The 16,146-nt window shown below is 66.5% G+C and carries 13 protein-coding genes; 10 read left to right on the forward strand and 3 right to left on the reverse strand.

Annotated elements, in window-relative coordinates:
* Positions 1-5: 5 nt before the first annotated feature.
* The 3 genes from ACAD63_RS02600 to ACAD63_RS02610 all read left to right on the forward strand — a co-directional run bounded on the left by ACAD63_RS02600 (position 6) and on the right by ACAD63_RS02610 (position 2,385).
* On the forward strand, positions 6-746 hold the full coding sequence (locus ACAD63_RS02600; RefSeq protein ID WP_133098441.1) for a lytic transglycosylase domain-containing protein: 741 nt from the start codon (positions 6-8) through the stop codon (positions 744-746).
* Positions 743-1,645, forward strand: coding sequence for a 2OG-Fe(II) oxygenase (locus ACAD63_RS02605; RefSeq protein WP_133098440.1), 903 nt, complete (start codon positions 743-745; stop codon positions 1,643-1,645). Before ACAD63_RS02600 ends, ACAD63_RS02605 begins: the two co-directional genes overlap by 4 nt.
* A gap of 116 nt (positions 1,646-1,761) precedes the next feature.
* Complete coding sequence (locus tag ACAD63_RS02610; protein ID WP_133098439.1) at positions 1,762-2,385, forward strand: LysE family translocator; 624 nt, start codon at positions 1,762-1,764, stop codon at positions 2,383-2,385.
* Between the two features lie 63 nt (positions 2,386-2,448).
* On the opposite strand, the gene ACAD63_RS02615 is transcribed toward ACAD63_RS02610, so the two are convergent.
* Both ACAD63_RS02615 and ffh read right to left on the reverse strand, forming a co-directional pair.
* A complete protein-coding gene (locus ACAD63_RS02615) occupies positions 2,449-2,991 on the reverse strand; it encodes a hypoxanthine-guanine phosphoribosyltransferase (RefSeq protein ID WP_133098438.1) in 543 nt (180 codons plus the stop codon).
* 52 nt (positions 2,992-3,043) lie between these two features.
* Positions 3,044-4,438, reverse strand: coding sequence for a signal recognition particle protein (gene ffh, locus ACAD63_RS02620; protein ID WP_135705965.1), 1,395 nt, complete (start codon positions 4,436-4,438; stop codon positions 3,044-3,046).
* 131 nt (positions 4,439-4,569) lie between these two features.
* On the opposite strand from ffh, the gene ACAD63_RS02625 reads away from it, so the two are divergent.
* From ACAD63_RS02625 to ACAD63_RS02655, 7 genes are all read left to right on the forward strand, one after another.
* Positions 4,570-5,532 (forward strand): cytochrome C assembly family protein, encoded by a 963-nt coding sequence (locus tag ACAD63_RS02625; RefSeq protein WP_133098436.1) that lies wholly within the window; start codon positions 4,570-4,572, stop codon positions 5,530-5,532.
* Between the two features lie 6 nt (positions 5,533-5,538).
* Entirely contained in the window at positions 5,539-5,835 is a 297-nt protein-coding gene (locus ACAD63_RS02630; RefSeq protein ID WP_133098435.1) for a PP0621 family protein, read from the forward strand.
* Positions 5,832-7,946, forward strand: a complete 2,115-nt coding sequence (locus ACAD63_RS02635; RefSeq protein ID WP_434033380.1) for a sensor histidine kinase — start codon at positions 5,832-5,834, stop codon at positions 7,944-7,946. The genes ACAD63_RS02630 and ACAD63_RS02635 overlap by 4 nt, the downstream gene beginning before the upstream one ends.
* A 29-nt stretch (positions 7,947-7,975) precedes the next feature.
* The gene (locus ACAD63_RS02640) at positions 7,976-9,631 is read left to right on the forward strand and encodes a sigma-54-dependent transcriptional regulator (RefSeq protein WP_434033381.1); all 1,656 of its coding nucleotides are present in this window, start codon (positions 7,976-7,978) and stop codon (positions 9,629-9,631) included.
* Positions 9,628-10,248, forward strand: coding sequence for a 1,6-anhydro-N-acetylmuramyl-L-alanine amidase AmpD (ampD, locus tag ACAD63_RS02645; protein ID WP_135705963.1), 621 nt, complete (start codon positions 9,628-9,630; stop codon positions 10,246-10,248). The genes ACAD63_RS02640 and ampD overlap by 4 nt, the downstream gene beginning before the upstream one ends.
* 516 nt (positions 10,249-10,764) lie before the next feature.
* Positions 10,765-13,701, forward strand: coding sequence for a ribonucleoside-diphosphate reductase subunit alpha (locus ACAD63_RS02650; protein ID WP_434033382.1), 2,937 nt, complete (start codon positions 10,765-10,767; stop codon positions 13,699-13,701).
* Positions 13,702-13,839: 138 nt separating this feature from the next.
* Positions 13,840-15,027 (forward strand): ribonucleotide-diphosphate reductase subunit beta, encoded by a 1,188-nt coding sequence (locus tag ACAD63_RS02655; RefSeq protein ID WP_227313555.1) that lies wholly within the window; start codon positions 13,840-13,842, stop codon positions 15,025-15,027.
* Between the two features lie 239 nt (positions 15,028-15,266).
* Here ACAD63_RS02655 and ACAD63_RS02660 read toward each other — a convergent pair whose 3' ends face one another.
* Positions 15,267-16,115: an SDR family oxidoreductase gene (locus tag ACAD63_RS02660; RefSeq protein ID WP_135705961.1), complete on the reverse strand. Its 849-nt coding sequence runs from the start codon at positions 16,113-16,115 to the stop codon at positions 15,267-15,269.
* Between the last annotated feature and the right edge of the window lie 31 nt (positions 16,116-16,146).

The following is a 16,146-nucleotide window of genomic DNA, read 5'->3' on the forward strand; positions in this document are numbered from 1 at the left end:
GCCCGATGCGCGCCGCACGCGCAATGCCCGCCGCCCGCCGCCTTGCCGGCGGGCTGCTGCTGGCGCTGGCCGCGGCGGCCGCGCATGCCGGCGCGCAGAAGGAAGAAGACCTGGCAGATTCCGTGCGCGGCGCGCTGGCCGCGGCGATTGCAGACGACCGGCCCACGCGGCCGGTCTTTGCATCCGGCGGCGAGCGCCTGGCTTACCTGAAGTGGCTGGGCGAAATGTCTTCGCGCCTGGCCACGCGCATCCCCGAGCCGCAGGTGCGCGTGGAACTGATCGAGGTCGCCTACTACGAGGCCAAGCGCGCCGGGCTGGAACCCGCGCTGGTGCTGGGCCTGGTCCAGGTCGAGAGCAATTTCCGCAAGTACGCGATCAGCTCGGCCGGCGCGCGCGGGCTGATGCAGGTGATGCCGTTCTGGGTCCGCGCCATCGGCGACAGCGACCCGCGCAAGCTGTTCCACCTGCAGAGCAACCTGCGCTACGGCTGCACCATCCTGCGCTATTACCTCGACCGCGAGCAGGGCGACCTGTACCTGGCGCTGGGCCGCTACAACGGCAGCCGCGGCCGCCCCGAGTATCCCAATGCCGTACTGGCGGCGTGGAAGCGCTGGCAGTATTCCGAAGCTTCGGTCACCGTTGCCGGCGAACCGGACAATGCGCCGGCGCGCGCCCCCCGTGCGCTGCCGTCGGATCCGCCGGAACGCAATCCTTTCTCGCCGCGCCGCGTCGCCAACCCGTCATGATCCGCGAAGCATCCGATGCCGGCGGCAGGGCCGGCTATACCGAATCCTCGCCCGAACTCGAGCAATGGCTGGCCCGGCATATCGCGCAGGGCTTTGCGGCCGATGCGCTGGTGCTGTCGATGCTGCGTTCGGGCTATGACGACGGCTTTGCGCGCCGGGCCGTGGCGGCAGCGTTCGGTGCGGACGTCGCCGCGGGCCGCCCGGCCAGGCCGGAGCCGGCGCGCACGGCGGCGCCTCCTCAGGCCAGGAGCACCGCGGCAGCCTTTGTGGCCGATGGCGGCGACCGCCAGGTGCCGATCCTGTTCCGGCTCGCCTCGCCGCAGATCCGGCTGTACCAGCAACTGCTGAGCGCCGACGAGTGCGACGCGCTGGTGGCGCTGTCGCGCGGCCGGCTGGCGCGCTCGCCGGTGGTCAACCCCGACACCGGCGACGAGAACCTGATCGACGCCCGCACCAGCATGGGCGCCATGTTCCAGGTGGGCGAGCATGCGCTGATCGAACGCATCGAGGCGCGTATCGCCGCGGTCACCGGCGTGCCGGCCGAGCACGGCGAAGGCTTGCAGATCCTCAACTACAAGCCCGGTGGCGAATACCAGCCGCATTTCGATTTCTTCAATCCGCAACGGCCGGGCGAGGCCCGCCAGCTGACCGTTGGCGGCCAGCGCATCGCCACGCTGGTGATCTACCTGAACACGCCCGCGGCCGGCGGCGCCACCGCGTTCCCGCGCCTGGGGCTGGAAGTGGCGCCGGTAAAGGGCAATGCGGTCTACTTCAGCTACCTGCTGCCCGACGGCATGCTGGACGAGCGCACGCTGCATGCGGGCCTGCCGGTCGCCGAGGGCGAGAAGTGGATTGCGACCAAGTGGCTGCGCGAGCGGCCGTATCGCAGCGAGGCCTGACCGCGCCGAGCAGGATTGCGCCGATCGATCCTGTATCGGCAATTTGCTGAAAAAGTGTACCGGTACTGTACCGCTGACTGACCCTAGACTGATTCCCTGAACGCATGGAGTCAGTCATGGAAGTATCCCAACTCGCAGCCGGCACCGGTGTCTTTGCCGCTTTTGCCGGTTTTGCGCTGGTGTCGTCGATCACCCCCGGTCCGAATAACACGATGCTGCTGGCTTCCGGCGTGAACTTCGGGTTCTTGCGCACGGTGCCGCACCTGCTCGGCGTCAGCATCGGCTTTGCGCTGATGGTGGCGCTGGTCGGGCTGGGGCTGGGGTCGCTGTTCCACGCCTTCCCATGGACCTGGCAGGTGCTGCGCGTGGTGGCGACCGTCTACCTGGTCTGGCTGGCATGGAAGCTCGCCACGGCCGGCGGCGTGCAGGACCAGCAGGTGGCGCGGCCGATGGGCTTCTGGGCCGCGGCGGCGTTCCAGTGGGTCAATCCCAAGGCGTGGGTGATGGCCGTGGGCGCGTGCAGCACCTATGTGCTGCACGGCAACCTGTGGCTCAACGTGCTGCTGCTGGCCGGGATCTTCGGGGTGGTGAACCTGCCCAGCGTGGCGATGTGGGCGTTATGCGGCTCGGCGCTGCGGCGCTGGCTGGCGCGGCCGAAGGTGCTGCGCGCGTTCAATATCGGGATGGCGGTGTTGCTGCTGGCTTCGCTGTGGCCGATTTTGGGGTCGCACCAGGCGTGATGTATTTTCTCCCCTCTCCCGCCTGCGGGGAGTGTAGGGGGGCCAAACCTCAGCCCGTCAAAATCAAACCAGCGCCCGGATCGCGCCCAGATTCCGCCAATACCCCTTGGCATCCATCCCGCACCCGAACACATAGCGATCCGGCACCGCAAAGCCGCAGAAGTCCGGGTGCATCGGCTTGAGCTTGGTCAGCGTCTTCTCGCACAGCACCGCCGCGTGGAATTCCCTGGCGCCCATTTCCATGATGCGCTCGCGGATCGCGGCCATGGTCTCGCCTTCATCCAGGATGTCGTCCAGCACCAGCACCACGCGGTCCTTGACTGACTCGCGCGGGGCCACGCGCCATTGCATCTCGCCGCCAACGGTCTTGTTGTTGTAGCGGGAGAGGTGGATGTAGTCGAACTCCAGCGGGAACGCCAGCTTGGGCAGCAGCATGCCGGTGAACACCACCGCGCCGCCCATCACGGACAGCACCAGCGGGAAGGCATCGCCCATCTTGGCGGTGATCTCGGCGGCCATGCGGTCCAGCGATGCCTGGACTTCCTCGGCCGAGACGATTTCTTCGGAGTTGGCCCACAGTTCGCGGGCCTGTACGGCGCTCATCATGATGTCTTTCCTGTCCTTTTGCGGGGGAGGCGGATAACGCTGCAGCGTGCGCTCAGCGGTTGAAGAGGCCCTTCATGCCGCCCTTCATCGCGCCCATTTGGCGCATCATCTTCATCATGCCGCCGCCCTTGAGCTTTTTCATCATGGATTGCATCTGGTCGAACTGGTTCAGCAAGCGGTTGACTTCCTGAACCGGCACGCCGGCGCCCGCGGCAATGCGGCGCTTGCGGCTGGCCTTGATCAGGTCGGGCTTGGCGCGCTCGGCCGGCGTCATGCTGTTGATGATGCCTTCCATGCGGGCCACCTGCTTCTCGGCCTGGTCCATGTTGGCGCCCTGCGCCTGCTGGGCGAACTGCGCCGGCAGCTTGTCGACCAGGCTGGCCATGCCGCCCATCTTCTTCATCTGGCCGATCTGCGCCTTGAAGTCTTCCAGGTCGAAATCGCCGGTCTTCTTGATCTTCTTGGCCAGCTTCTCGGCCGCTTCCATGTCGACACCGCGCTGGGCTTCCTCGACCAGCGCCATGATGTCGCCCATGCCCAGGATGCGCTGGGCCATGCGGTCCGGGAAGAACGGCTCCAGCCCGTCCAGCTTTTCGCCGACGCCGACGAACTTGATCGGCCGGCCGGTGATATGGCGCACCGACAGCGCGGCACCGCCGCGCGCATCGCCGTCCAGCTTGGTCAGCACCACGCCGGTCAGTGGCAGGGTGTCGTTGAAGGCCTTGGCGGTGTTGACCGCGTCCTGGCCGAGCATGGCGTCGACCACGAACAGGGTCTCGGCGGGCTTCAGCTCGGCGTGCAGCGCGGCGATTTCCTGCATCATCAATTCGTCGATGCCCAGGCGGCCGGCCGTATCGACGATCAGCACGTCGTGGTAGTGCTTGCGCGCCCAGTCCACCGCCGCGCGGGCGATCTCGACCGGCTTCTGGTCCGGCTGCGACGGGAAGAAGTCGGCGCCGACCTGCTCGGAAACGGTCTTCAGCTGGGCGATAGCGGCGGGGCGGTAGACGTCGCAAGAGACCGTCAGGATTTTCTTCTTCTTGTTTTCCTTGAGCCACTTCGCCAGCTTGCCGACCGTTGTGGTCTTGCCGGCACCCTGCAGGCCGGCCATCAGGATGATGGCGGGCGGCTGCACGTTCAGGTTCAGCTCGGCTTCCTTGTTATTGCCGCCGGCGGCCTCGGCGCCGCCGATGACCGAAGTCAGCTCGCGCTGGACCACGCCGACCAGCGCCTGGCCCGGCGTGAGGCTGGTGATCACATCCTCGCCCAGCGCCTTTTCCTTGACGCGGGCGATGAATTCGCGCACGACCGGCAGCGCCACGTCGGCTTCGAGCATGGCAAGGCGCACTTCGCGCAGCATCTCGGCGGTGTTGGCCTCGGTCAGGCGCGCCTCGCCGCGCATGGTCTTGACCACACGCGCCAGGCGTTGAGTGAGATTGTCCAGCATGGCAGGAATCGGGGGGAGATATCGGAGCAGGAGCTCGGTCTGAAATCGGGGCAGACCCGTGCCGGTTGCAGGGCCGGAGCACCGGTTCAACCGGCCGCCACCGTCCGTGGGCACTAAGGTAAACTGCGCAAATGGTCATTGTACTGTATGCCTTGACGGCACTTCTCTATTGCGGCCTGGCCTGGCACGGCTGGGCCACGCGCCATGCCGGCGTTGCCTCCACGGCCGCCAAGGCGGGACAGGCCGGCGGCGCGGCCTCGGCCGTGCTGGTCGCCGGCGGGCCCGGCAACACCCTGCCACCTGCGGGCGGCGCGCACGGCGAGGGCCGGCCCGCCTGGTGGCACGTGCTGATGCTGGCGGCACTGGCCAGCCACGGCATGCTGCTGCACGAAACCATCTTCCCGGCCGAGCGCATGATGTTCGGCTTTGCCTTCGCGCTTTCGGCCATGCTGTGGCTGGGCGTTGGCATCTACTGGATCGAGAGCTTCTTCTTTTCGCTGGCCGGGCTGGGGCTGATCGTGATCCCCGTCGCGCTGGTCGCCAGCCTGATGCCGCTGGCCTTTCCCGGCTCGCAGATCCTGGGCTATGCCGCGCAGCCGCTGTTCAAGCTGCACTTCATCATCGCCAACGTGGCGTACGGGCTGTTCACGCTGGCGGCGTTCCATGCCTTCCTGATGCTGCTGGCCGAGCGCCGGCTGCACGGTTTCCGCCACGCGCCGGCGCGCCCGGCCGATGGCAAGGCCGCGCAAACCGGCCAGTGGCTGGGCCGCTGGCTGGACCTGCTGCCGCCGCTGCTGACGCTGGAGAAGCTGCTGTTCCGCCTGATCGGCGCCGGCTTCGTTCTGCTGACACTGACGATCGGCTCGGGCCTGCTGTTTTCCGAAGAACTGTTCGGCCGCGCTTTCCGGATGGACCACAAGACTGTGTTCGCGCTGATCTCGTGGGCCATGTTCGGCGGCATCCTGGCAGGGCGCATCTTCCGCGGCTGGCGCGGCAAGGTGGCGCTGCGCTGGGTCATCGCCTCGTTCGGCATCCTGCTGCTGGCCTATGTCGGCAGCCGCTTTGTAATTGAAGTGGTCCTCCACCGTTTCTGAGACACCATGGCACGTATCCTGATCCTGCTGGCCGTGGTGCTGGGCGTCTTCTGGTGGCTGCGCGCCCGCGCCGAAGCGCGGCTGGCGCAGCAACGCGCCCGGCAGCAAGCCAGCGAAAGCGCCGCCCGGTCCAGCGCCAACGCCCGGCAAACCGAATCCGCCGAACCGATGGTCCAGTGCGCCCAGTGCGGCGTGCACCTGCCGCAAGGCGAGGCCATCGCCTGGCGCGGCCTGCACTACTGCCGCCGCAGCCACTTGCCTGACGAGGCCAGCCACACCGACGGCGGCGGCGCGCGCCCATGATCGAACCGGCGCTGTCAGGCTGGCAGCGGCTCAATGCCTGGCGCGGCCTGGCGCAGCTGTGGCGCCAGCCTGAACCGCCCGAATTCCACTGGCGCCTGCTGCGCTATTTCTGCTGGACCCGCGTCGCCGTGGGCCTGCTGCTGCTCGGCTACGCGCTGATGCGGCGCGGCGAGCCTGCCCCAACGTCATTGCCGCCTTCGCTGCTGCCGGATTTGTCCTTCGGGCTGGCCGGCGTCGAACATGCGGCGGCCATGACGGTCGCCGTGCCTTACCTTGGCATTGCGCTGGCGATGCTCGCCGGCACGCTGTGGCGCCGCCATTTCCACCTGCGCGTGCGCGTGCAGGTGCTGGCCGACCTGGCGCTGCTGGCGCTGGTCTTCCACGCCATCGGCCACCCGGCCAGCCAGGGCCAGGCCGACGGCCTCGCCATGATCTTCCTGCTGCCCGCGCTCGAAGCCGGTGCGCTCACCAGCCTGCCGTTCGCGCTCTTTGCCGCGTCGATCTCCGCGCTGGTGGTGATGGGCGGACCGTTCATGCACACAATCCTGCTGCGCCAGGCCGATGCCGGGCTGCTGGGCTCGGGCCTGTTCGGCCTGGTGTTCATGATCGCGGCGCTGCTGATGTATATGCTGGCCAACCGCCAGATCGCGCAGGAGCGCCTGGCGCTGGTGCGCGAGCAGGAATTGCGCATGCAGCAGCTGGTCAACCGGCTGATGGTCAACGACATGCAGGACGGCGTGATGCTGGTGCGCGCCAACGGCGCCGTGGTGGCGGCCAACCCGGCGGCGGTGGTGCTGCTGGGCGTGCAGGCGCATGAGCGCATCTATTCGCGCCGGCTGGGGGCATCGGCGGAGCAGGACAGTGGCGGCGGCACCGATGCCGTGCTGTTCGACCTGCGCCGCATCCCGCGCCTGCAGCCGCTGATGGAAATGCTGCGCGACTGGCTGCGCAGCAAGGACGACGTGCCGCGCATCCTGCAGCTGCTGCCGATGGCGTCCGGCACCGCGCTGGCCGACGGTACCATGCAGCACACCCGGTTGCGGCTGCGCTTCGTGCTGCCGGGGCTGGCGGGGTTGCGCTCGACGCTGGCGCAGGGGCGCACGGTGCCGTCGCAACTCGACACCGCCGCGTGGAACGAGCTCTCGCCCGAGGCCGCCGCCCGCCTGCGCCTGGCCATTGCGCAGAACGAGGCCATGGCCTGGTCGCAGGAAGACGAAGCGCTGCTGCGCAGCGAGATGCGCGACACCGTGCTGGTTCATATCGAAAGCTGGGAGCGCATCGCCGAACAGGTGCAGCAGGAAAAGCTGGCCGCGATGGGCCGGCTGGTGGCCAGCATCGCGCACCAGATCCGCAACCCGCTGGCGGCGATCAGCCAGGCCAGCGAACTGCTGGCCGATTCCGCGCGGCAGGAGCCTGGCGCGGCGGACAGCGGCGCGGACGTCGACATCGACGCTCGCCTGCTGCGCATCATCAACGACAACGTGCGCCGGCTCGATCAGGTGGTGTCCGACGTGCTGCAGATGTCGCGCCGCCCGCGCACCGGCCGCAGCACCGTGCACCTGGCGCAGGCGCTGCCCGAGATCGTCGAGCGCTGGCGCCTGGAAATGCGCTCGCGCCGCCCGCACGCCGGCGAGACCCGCCCGGCCGGCCGCGCCGACGTCAACGCCAACGCCATCCGCCTGACCGTCGACGTGGCCCAGCCGGTGGTGTTCGACGCCGCGCAGTTGCAACAGGTGCTGGGCAACCTGCTCGACAACGCCTGGCGCTACTGCAGCCGGCTGCCCGGCTCGATCCGGCTGCTGGCGCACGCGCTGGACCAGCATCACGCCGAGCTGATCGTCTGGAACGACGGCGCCGAGGTCTCGCGCGAGCACCAGCGCAGCCTGTTCGAACCCTTCTTTACCAGCAACGCCCAGGGCACCGGCCTGGGCCTGTTCATGGCACGCGAGCTGTGCGGCGCCAACGATGCGCAAGTACGCTACGGCGCGGTCTCGGTGCCGGCGCTGCTCGAGCGCACCGGCGTGCTGGCCGCCGCTGCGCGCGATACACTGCCGGCCAAAGCCTTTGTCCTGACGCTGCGCATCGAGACCGCCGACGCGGCCGTCGCATGAACGGCGTCCGCCCATCCACACCCGCCACCATGCCACCCCGTACGCCCGATCCCATCCTCGTCATCGACGACGAGGCCGACCTGCGCGAGCTGCTCGACATCTCCATCCGGCGCATGGGCCATGACGTGGTGCTGGCCGGCTCGCTGGCCGAGGCGCGGCAGAAGCTGGCGCAGGGCCGCTACAGCCTGGTGCTGACCGACATGCGGCTGGGCGACGGCCTGGGCATCGAGATCGTGCGGCAGCTGTCGGCCGCGCCCGAGCGCATCCCGGTGGCGGTCATCACCGCCTACGGCAGCGCCGACAACGCTGTCGAGGCGCTCAAGGCCGGCGCCTTCGACTACATCGCCAAGCCGGTCTCGCTGGAGCAGCTGCGCAGCCTGGTGCTCAACGCACTCGGCCGCCAGCAGCGCGACAGCACCGAAGCCGATGCCGGCGGCAGCGCCGGCGCGGACGCTGCCGCCGACCGCGCCGCGGCGTTGCTGCCCGGCCATTCCGCCGCCATGCACGAGGTGCGCCGCTCGCTGTCGCGGCTGGCGCGCAGCATGGCCCCGGTGGTCATCAGCGGCGAATCGGGCAGCGGCAAGGAGCGCGCCGCGCGCGCCATCCACGCGATCAGCGCGCGCGCCTCGCATCCGTTCATCGCGGTCAACTGCGGCGCCATCCCCGAGACGCTGATGGAGTCGGAGTTCTTCGGCCACGTCAAAGGCGCCTTCACCGGCGCCGACGGTGAGCGCGGCGGCTTCTTCCACGCCGCCAACGGCGGCACGCTGCTGCTCGACGAGGTGGCCGACCTGCCGCTGGCCATGCAGGTCAAGCTGCTGCGCGCGCTGCAGGAGCGCCGCGTGCGCAAGATCGGCGCCAGCCGCGAAGATGCCGTGGACGTGCGCGTGATGTGCGCCAGCCACAAGGACCTGGCCGCGATGGTCGCCGCCGGCCAGTTCCGCCAGGACCTGTATTACCGCCTGAACGTGCTGGCGCTGCGCATGCCCACGCTGCGCGAGCGTGGCGAAGACATCCCGGTGCTGGCGCGCGCCATCCTGGACCACCTGGCGGTGCGCTATGGCGACCCGCATCCCAAGCGCCTGGCGCCGGCCGCGCTGGAGCAGCTGGCCGCCTACCGCTTCCCGGGCAACGTCCGCGAACTGGAAAACCTGCTCGAGCGTGCCTACGCCTTTGCCGAGAGCGAGCAGATCGAGGTGGCCGACCTCGGCCCGCTGGATGCCGGCGCGCCCGGCGCCGGGCTGATGGCCCCCGCGCCCACGATGGCGTCACCGGTCCCTGCGACCCAGTACGCCCCCTGGGGCGCGCCGGGCATGTGGGCGCCGATGCCGCCCGCGGCGACACCCACGCCCGCAGCCGTGGCCGAACCTGCTGCCGCGCCACAGGTTGCCGCACCGCCCGCCACCCAGCCCGAACCCGAGGGCGACGCCACCGAGCGCGCCTGCCGCGGCATCGTCTTCCCAATCGACCTGCCGGCCCGGCTCGAAGCCGTGGAGCGCGAACTGATTTTGCAGGCACTGGCGCAGACCAACTTCAACCGCACCGCTGCCGCGCCGCTGCTCGGCCTGAACCTGCGCCAGCTGCGCTACCGCATCCAGCAGCTTGGCATCCGCGAAGCCATGGACGCCGCTGACCGCGGCGTGGCCGAGAACAACGGCGACGGCGCGGGCGAGGGCACGCCATGACGAGGCCCAGCCAGCCCAATCTGCCTGCACAGGTGCGTGCCTTCCTCCCAGACGCAGACGGCTGGGTACCCGCCGCCCGCCGCGTGCCGTCGCCCAATTTCGACGAACGGCCCACCGGCATGCCCGTGGACCTGGTGGTGCTGCACAACATCAGCCTGCCGCCCGGCCAGTTCGGCAGCGGCGACATCGAAGCGTTCTTCCAGAACCGGCTCGACCCGGACAAGCACCCGTTCTTCGCCACCATCCACCAGGTCCAGGTGTCCGCGCACTTCCTGGTGACGCGGCAGGGCGAGCTGGTGCAGTTCGTGCCGTGCACGCAGCGGGCCTGGCATGCCGGCCAGTCCGACTTCTTCGGCCGCACGCGCTGCAACGACTTCTCGATCGGCATCGAGATCGAGGGTTGCGACGACCTGCCGTTCACCCCCGCCCAGTACGACACCGTGGCCGCCCTGGTCCCGGCCCTGATGGCGGCCTACCCGGTGCGCGCGATTGCCGGCCACAGCGACATCGCCCCGGGGCGCAAGACCGATCCCGGCCCGCATTTCGACTGGGACCGCTTCGCCGCCGGTGCAGCAGTGCCGCCAGGCATGTTGCCCTATCGGCATACCACGGGGTGATGAATTCGTAACGTCATTCCCCATGGTCGTGCGCCCCTTTTTGGCACACATGCCCCAGGCAGGTTAGGGGCTATCGCATGCTCGCAACAATCAAAAAAATTTTTGTGAAATGTGCAGTTGCGAACGGTTTCGCTGAAACCCTTGTGTGTACTAGGCTCCCGGGCATGTGGCGCTGCCGCACGCGGCGGCCCGACCGCGAAACGACCCCGAAATAACGGTTGTCAAGACTGGTCATTCGGATTCGTTTCACTATACTTAGCCAAGTTTTCAGCAGTACCCACTATATCTAGTAGTCAAACCGGGGAGCTGGCCCAAGTGTGAGGTGCCGGTTGCACAGCGAGTGCAACCCGTCCGGAAACCTCCGCAAAGCTAGCGAATCACAAAGAGTCCCTGGCGAAATGTTCACGCAAAGGCAGTTTGTCCGTGCGCGGTCACACCGAAACGGATCCTTCTTTCCGCCGCATTTCGCCAGGGACTCTTTTGTCTCTTAAATCCAGGGTAAAAACAGGACTTCACATGCAAACGGCCCAGAACGAACTCACCACGGGTGGCGCCGCCGCCGGCGTTGCCAGCCAGGCACCGAACGCACAGACCTCCAGCGCCGCTTCCACCAGCTACCCGGATCACAAGATCATCCGTCGCAACGGCGCCGTGGTGGCGTTCGAGCCGTCCAAGATCAACGTCGCCATGACCAAGGCCTTCCTCGCCGTCAACGGCGGGCAGGGTGCAGCTTCCGCGCGCGTGCGCGAGATCGTCGAGCAACTGACCGACAGCGTGGTGCGCGCGCTGGTGCGTAGCCGCCCGAGCGGTGGCGCCATCCATATCGAAGACGTGCAGGACCACGTCGAGCTGGCCCTGATGCGCTCGGGCGAGCATGAAGTGGCCCGCGCCTACGTGCTGTACCGCGAGAAGCGCGCCCAGGAGCGCGCCAGCGCCAGCGCCCAGGCCGTGGCCCGCGTGCAGCAGTCCGGCATCCAGATCAATGTGACAGACGCCGGCGTGACCAAGCCGCTGGACATCGTCGCGCTGCACGCCCTGATCGACAACGCCTGCTCCGGTTTGGGCGATGCGGTCAGCGCCGAGCCGATCCTGAAGGAAACCCTGAAGAACCTGTACGAAGGCGTGCCGATGACGCAGGTGTACGACTCCGCCATCCTGGCTGCGCGTACCCTGATCGAAAAGGACCCCAACTACAGCCAGGTCACCGCCCGTATCCTGCTGCACACCATCCGCAAGGAAATCCTGGGCGCCGAAGTGACCCAGACGGAGATGTCGGCCCGCTACGTCGAGTACTTCCCCAAGTTCATCGCCCGCGGCATCGAAGCCGAGCTGCTGGACGAAAAGCTGGCCACCTATGACCTGGCCCGCCTGGGCGCCGCGCTCGACGCCGGCCGCGACTTCCAGTTCAACTACCTGGGCCTGCAGACCCTGTACGACCGCTACTTCCTGCATATCGATGAAACCCGCATCGAAATGCCGCAGGCCTTCTTCATGCGCGTGGCCATGGGCCTGGCGCTGAACGAGAAGGACCGCGAAGCGCGCGCCATCGAGTTCTACCAGCTGCTGTCGTCGTTCGACTTCATGTCGTCCACGCCGACCCTGTTCAACTCCGGCACCCGCCGCTCGCAGCTGTCGTCGTGCTACCTGACCACCGTGTCGGACGACCTGGAAGGCATCTACGAAGCGCTGAAGGAAAACGCGCTGCTGTCCAAGTTCGCCGGCGGCCTGGGCAATGACTGGACCAACGTGCGCGCACTCGGCTCGCACATCAAGGGCACCAACGGCAAGTCGCAAGGCGTGGTCCCGTTCCTGAAGGTAGTGAACGACACCGCTGTCGCCGTGAACCAGGGCGGCAAGCGCAAGGGCGCCGTCTGCGCCTACCTGGAAACGTGGCACCTGGACATCGAAGAATTCCTGGAGCTGCGCAAGAACACCGGCGACGACCGCCGCCGCACCCACGACATGAACACGGCCAACTGGATCCCGGATCTGTTCATGAAGCGCGTGATGGAAGGCGGCGAGTGGACCCTGTTCTCGCCCGCCACCTGCCCGGACCTGCACGACAAGGTCGGCAAGGAATTCGAAAAGGCCTACCTGGGCTATGAAGCCAAGGCCGCCAGCGGCGAACTGAAGCTGTTCAAGAAGCTGCCGGCGCTGCAACTGTGGCGCAAGATGCTGGGCATGCTGTTCGAGACCGGCCACCCGTGGATCACCTTCAAGGATCCTTGCAACATCCGCAGCCCGCAGCAGCACGTCGGCGTCGTCCACAGCTCCAACCTGTGCACGGAAATCACGCTGAACACCAACGACAGCGAAATCGCCGTCTGCAACCTGGGCTCGGTCAACCTGGTGGCCCACCTGGCCAAGCAGGCCGACGGCTCGTACGCGCTCGACCACGCCAAGCTGCAGAAGACCATCCGCACCGCCATGCGGATGCTGGATAACGTCATCGACATCAACTACTACGCTGTCGAGAAGGCGCGCAATTCCAACCTGCGCCATCGTCCGGTCGGCATGGGCATCATGGGCTTCCAGGACTGCCTGCACGTGCTGCGCACGCCGTACGCAAGCAAGGCCGCGGTGCAGTTCGCCGACACCTCGATGGAAGCGGTGTGCTACTACGCCTACCAGGCTTCGACCGAGCTGGCCGAAGAGCGCGGCCGCTACAGCACCTACGAAGGCTCGCTGTGGGACCGTGGCATCCTGCCGCAAGATTCGCTCAAGCTGCTGGCCGAAGAGCGCGGCGGCTACCTGGAAGTGGACCTGTCCAGCACCATGGACTGGGACAGCCTGCGCGCCCGCATCAAGCAGCACGGCATGCGCAACTCGAACTGCATCGCGATCGCCCCGACCGCGACCATTTCGAACATCATCGGCGTGTCCGCTTGCATCGAGCCGACCTTCCAGAACCTGTACGTCAAGTCCAACCTGTCGGGCGAGTTCACCGTGGTCAATGACTACCTGGTGCGCGACCTGAAGGAACGCGGCCTGTGGGACGAGGTGATGGTTGCCGACCTGAAGTACTTCGACGGCTCGCTGTCGCGCATCGACCGCATTCCGCAAGACCTGCGCGACATCTACGCCACCGCGTTTGAAGTCGAGCCGACCTGGCTGGTGGAAGCCGCCAGCCGCCGCCAGAAGTGGATCGACCAGGCCCAGTCGCTGAACATCTACATGGCCGGCGCGTCGGGCAAGAAGCTGGACGACACCTACAAGCTGGCATGGGTGCGCGGCCTGAAGACCACGTACTACCTGCGCACCATGGCTGCCACGCACGTGGAGAAGTCCACCGTGTCGCGCGGCTCGCTGAACGCGGTGTCGTCGGGCAGCGACAGCGGCTCGGCCCTGGACGCAGCGGCCGCCTCGGCCCCGGCCATGCCGGAAGCCGAAGGCGCGGTCTGCACGATGCGCCCGGGCGACCCCGGCTTCGAAGAGTGCGAAGCCTGTCAGTAAGCCTTACCTAACCCCCCGCTCCCCTCTCCCGCCCGCGGGAGAGGGGCCGGGGGAGAGGGCCGGCGCAACCACGAAGTTGCACAAGTCAAAAAACACTGACCACCGCCGCCCCCAAACCGAATCACGGAGAACCACATCATGCTGAGCTGGGACGACGACGTTCAAGCCACCCCGCAGGCCGCACCGCAGCCTGCCCTGCAACCCGCTGCATCGGCTGCCACCGCTGACCAGCAAGGCGTCCTGCCGCCGAGCGCCACGCAAGCCGGCATCCTGGGCAACAACCCCAACGCCGCCGCCGCGCAGAGCAACCGCCGCGTCAACGCCGCCGACAAGCGCGTCATCAACGGCTCAACCGACGTCAACCAGCTCGTCCCGTTCAAGTACAAGTGGGCGTGGGAAAAGTACCTGGCCGGCTGCGCCAACCACTGGATGCCGCAGGAAATCAACATGTCGCGCGACATCGCCCTGTGGAAAGACCCCAACGGCCTGACCGAAGACGAGCGCCGCATCATCAAGCGCAACCTGGGCTTCTTCGTCACCGCCGACTCGCTGGCCGCCAACAACATCGTGCTGGGCACCTACCGCCAGATCACCGCGCCGGAATGCCGCCAGTACCTGCTGCGCCAGGCCTTTGAAGAGGCCATCCACACGCACGCCTACCAGTACATCGTTGAATCGCTGGGCCTGAACGAAGCCGAGATCTTCAACGCGTACCACGAAGTGCAGTCGATCCGCGACAAGGACGAGTTCCTGATCCCGTTCATCGACACGCTGACCGACCCGTCGTTCAAGACCGGCACGCCGGAAAACGACCAGAAGCTGCTGAAGTCGCTGATCGTGTTCGCCTGCATCATGGAAGGGCTGTTCTTCTATGTGGGCTTCACGCAGATCCTGGCGATGGGGCGGCAGAACAAGATGACTGGGGCTGCGGAGCAGTATCAGTACATCCTGCGGGATGAGTCGCTGCACTGCAATTTTGGTATCGACCTGATCAATCAGATCAAGCTGGAGAATCCGCATCTTTGGACGGCGGAGTTCAAGGCCGAGATCACCGAACTGTTCAAGAAGGCGGTGGATCTGGAGTATCGCTATGCGGAAGACACGATGCCGCGTGGGGTGCTTGGTTTGAATGCGCCGATGTTCAAGTCGTATCTGCGGTTTATCTGCAATCGTCGTTGCCAGCAAATTGGTCTTGATCAGCTGTTCCCGAACGAGGAGAACCCGTTCCCGTGGATGAGCGAGATGATTGATCTGAAGAAGGAACGCAACTTCTTCGAGACGCGCGTCATTGAGTATCAGACGGGTGGGGCGTTGAGCTGGGATTGAGTTTTTTTGCTTTGATGATGAGAAATGGGAGCTGATGGCTCCCATTTTTTATGGACCTACCAAGACAAAAGGTGGCTGCAATCGGCCAGTTTGAGACATATCCCTACGCTCTTCGAATGTCCCATCTTGGCCAAAGCTGCCATTATGGGGCCTGAGTGGATACATTCTCAAAGCCCACGTTGTGTCGTAGGCCTTATAGGAAAAGAGTCCCGGCAAAGCCGGGACCCCCTCACTATCGATCAGTCTGCAAAGTCGGTAGCCTCGGACGAGCCCCTCCAGGTGTCGAGATCCTTTGCAACAGCGTTAGCTTTCGCAGCCGCAAGTTCATTGGCGATCTTGCCGGCGAACAGATGCAACGGCGCCGATTCGACCGCAGCGGCCTGCATGATCAGCAGGGCGAGCTTGTCAGGATCGCCGGCCTGATGGCCATGTAGAGTATCGAGATGCAGGTCCAGCGAAGCCTTGGCCTCCGAGTAGTCGTCGATCTGTCGCTTGGCCACTGCGAGCGCACCGTTCGACAGAAAGTCCGTGCGCACAGGCCCCGGATAGACCACAGTGGCTCGGATACCCAGTTCCGCGACTTCCGCCGCCAGGGATTCCGTCAAGCCTGACAGTGCGAACTTGCTCGCGACGTAGCTGCCCCAGCCCGCATACCCGCCCTGGTAGCCCACGATGGAGGAGATGTTGATGATGTGCCCGCTGCGCTGGCGACGAAGCTGCGGCAGCGCATGGCGCAGTACAGCCATCGGTGCGAAGAAGTTGACCTCGAAATTGCCGCGCAGTTCGTCGTCGGACAGTGCCTCGACCGTGCCTTGCTGGGCATAGCCGGCATTGTTGACGACCACGTCGATCACGCCGAACCATTGCACTGTCTTCTCGACGGCCGCCTGGACACTGCGGTCGCTGGTCAGGTCAACTTCCAAAGGTAGAAAGCGGTCGGATGCGCCACCAAATGTCTCCGTCAGCGATGCGGCTATGCGGGACGTTGCCGCTACCCGGTGGCCTTGCTCCAGCAGGTGGGCAACGAGTTTCTGACCGACGCCCTTCGACGCGCCTGTGATGAACCATGTACGGGATGCTTGTTTCATGATGAAAATTCCTTCAGATAAATATGCGGTC

It is taken from the genome of Cupriavidus sp. a3, from assembly GCF_051015765.1.
GTDB lineage: Bacteria > Pseudomonadota > Gammaproteobacteria > Burkholderiales > Burkholderiaceae > Cupriavidus > Cupriavidus oxalaticus_A.

Coding starts and splice junctions, on each gene's coding strand:
- ACAD63_RS02600 (WP_133098441.1), top strand. CDS start 6: ATGCGCGCCGCACGCGCAATGCCCGCCGCCCGCCGCCTTGCCGGCGGG.
- ACAD63_RS02605 (WP_133098440.1), top strand. CDS start 743: ATGATCCGCGAAGCATCCGATGCCGGCGGCAGGGCCGGCTATACCGAA.
- ACAD63_RS02610 (WP_133098439.1), top strand. CDS start 1,762: ATGGAAGTATCCCAACTCGCAGCCGGCACCGGTGTCTTTGCCGCTTTT.
- ACAD63_RS02615 (WP_133098438.1), bottom strand. CDS start 2,991: ATGATGAGCGCCGTACAGGCCCGCGAACTGTGGGCCAACTCCGAAGAA.
- ffh (WP_135705965.1), bottom strand. CDS start 4,438: ATGCTGGACAATCTCACTCAACGCCTGGCGCGTGTGGTCAAGACCATG.
- ACAD63_RS02625 (WP_133098436.1), top strand. CDS start 4,570: ATGGTCATTGTACTGTATGCCTTGACGGCACTTCTCTATTGCGGCCTG.
- ACAD63_RS02630 (WP_133098435.1), top strand. CDS start 5,539: ATGGCACGTATCCTGATCCTGCTGGCCGTGGTGCTGGGCGTCTTCTGG.
- ACAD63_RS02635 (WP_434033380.1), top strand. CDS start 5,832: ATGATCGAACCGGCGCTGTCAGGCTGGCAGCGGCTCAATGCCTGGCGC.
- ACAD63_RS02640 (WP_434033381.1), top strand. CDS start 7,976: ATGCCACCCCGTACGCCCGATCCCATCCTCGTCATCGACGACGAGGCC.
- ampD (WP_135705963.1), top strand. CDS start 9,628: ATGACGAGGCCCAGCCAGCCCAATCTGCCTGCACAGGTGCGTGCCTTC.
- ACAD63_RS02650 (WP_434033382.1), top strand. CDS start 10,765: ATGCAAACGGCCCAGAACGAACTCACCACGGGTGGCGCCGCCGCCGGC.
- ACAD63_RS02655 (WP_227313555.1), top strand. CDS start 13,840: ATGCTGAGCTGGGACGACGACGTTCAAGCCACCCCGCAGGCCGCACCG.
- ACAD63_RS02660 (WP_135705961.1), bottom strand. CDS start 16,115: ATGAAACAAGCATCCCGTACATGGTTCATCACAGGCGCGTCGAAGGGC.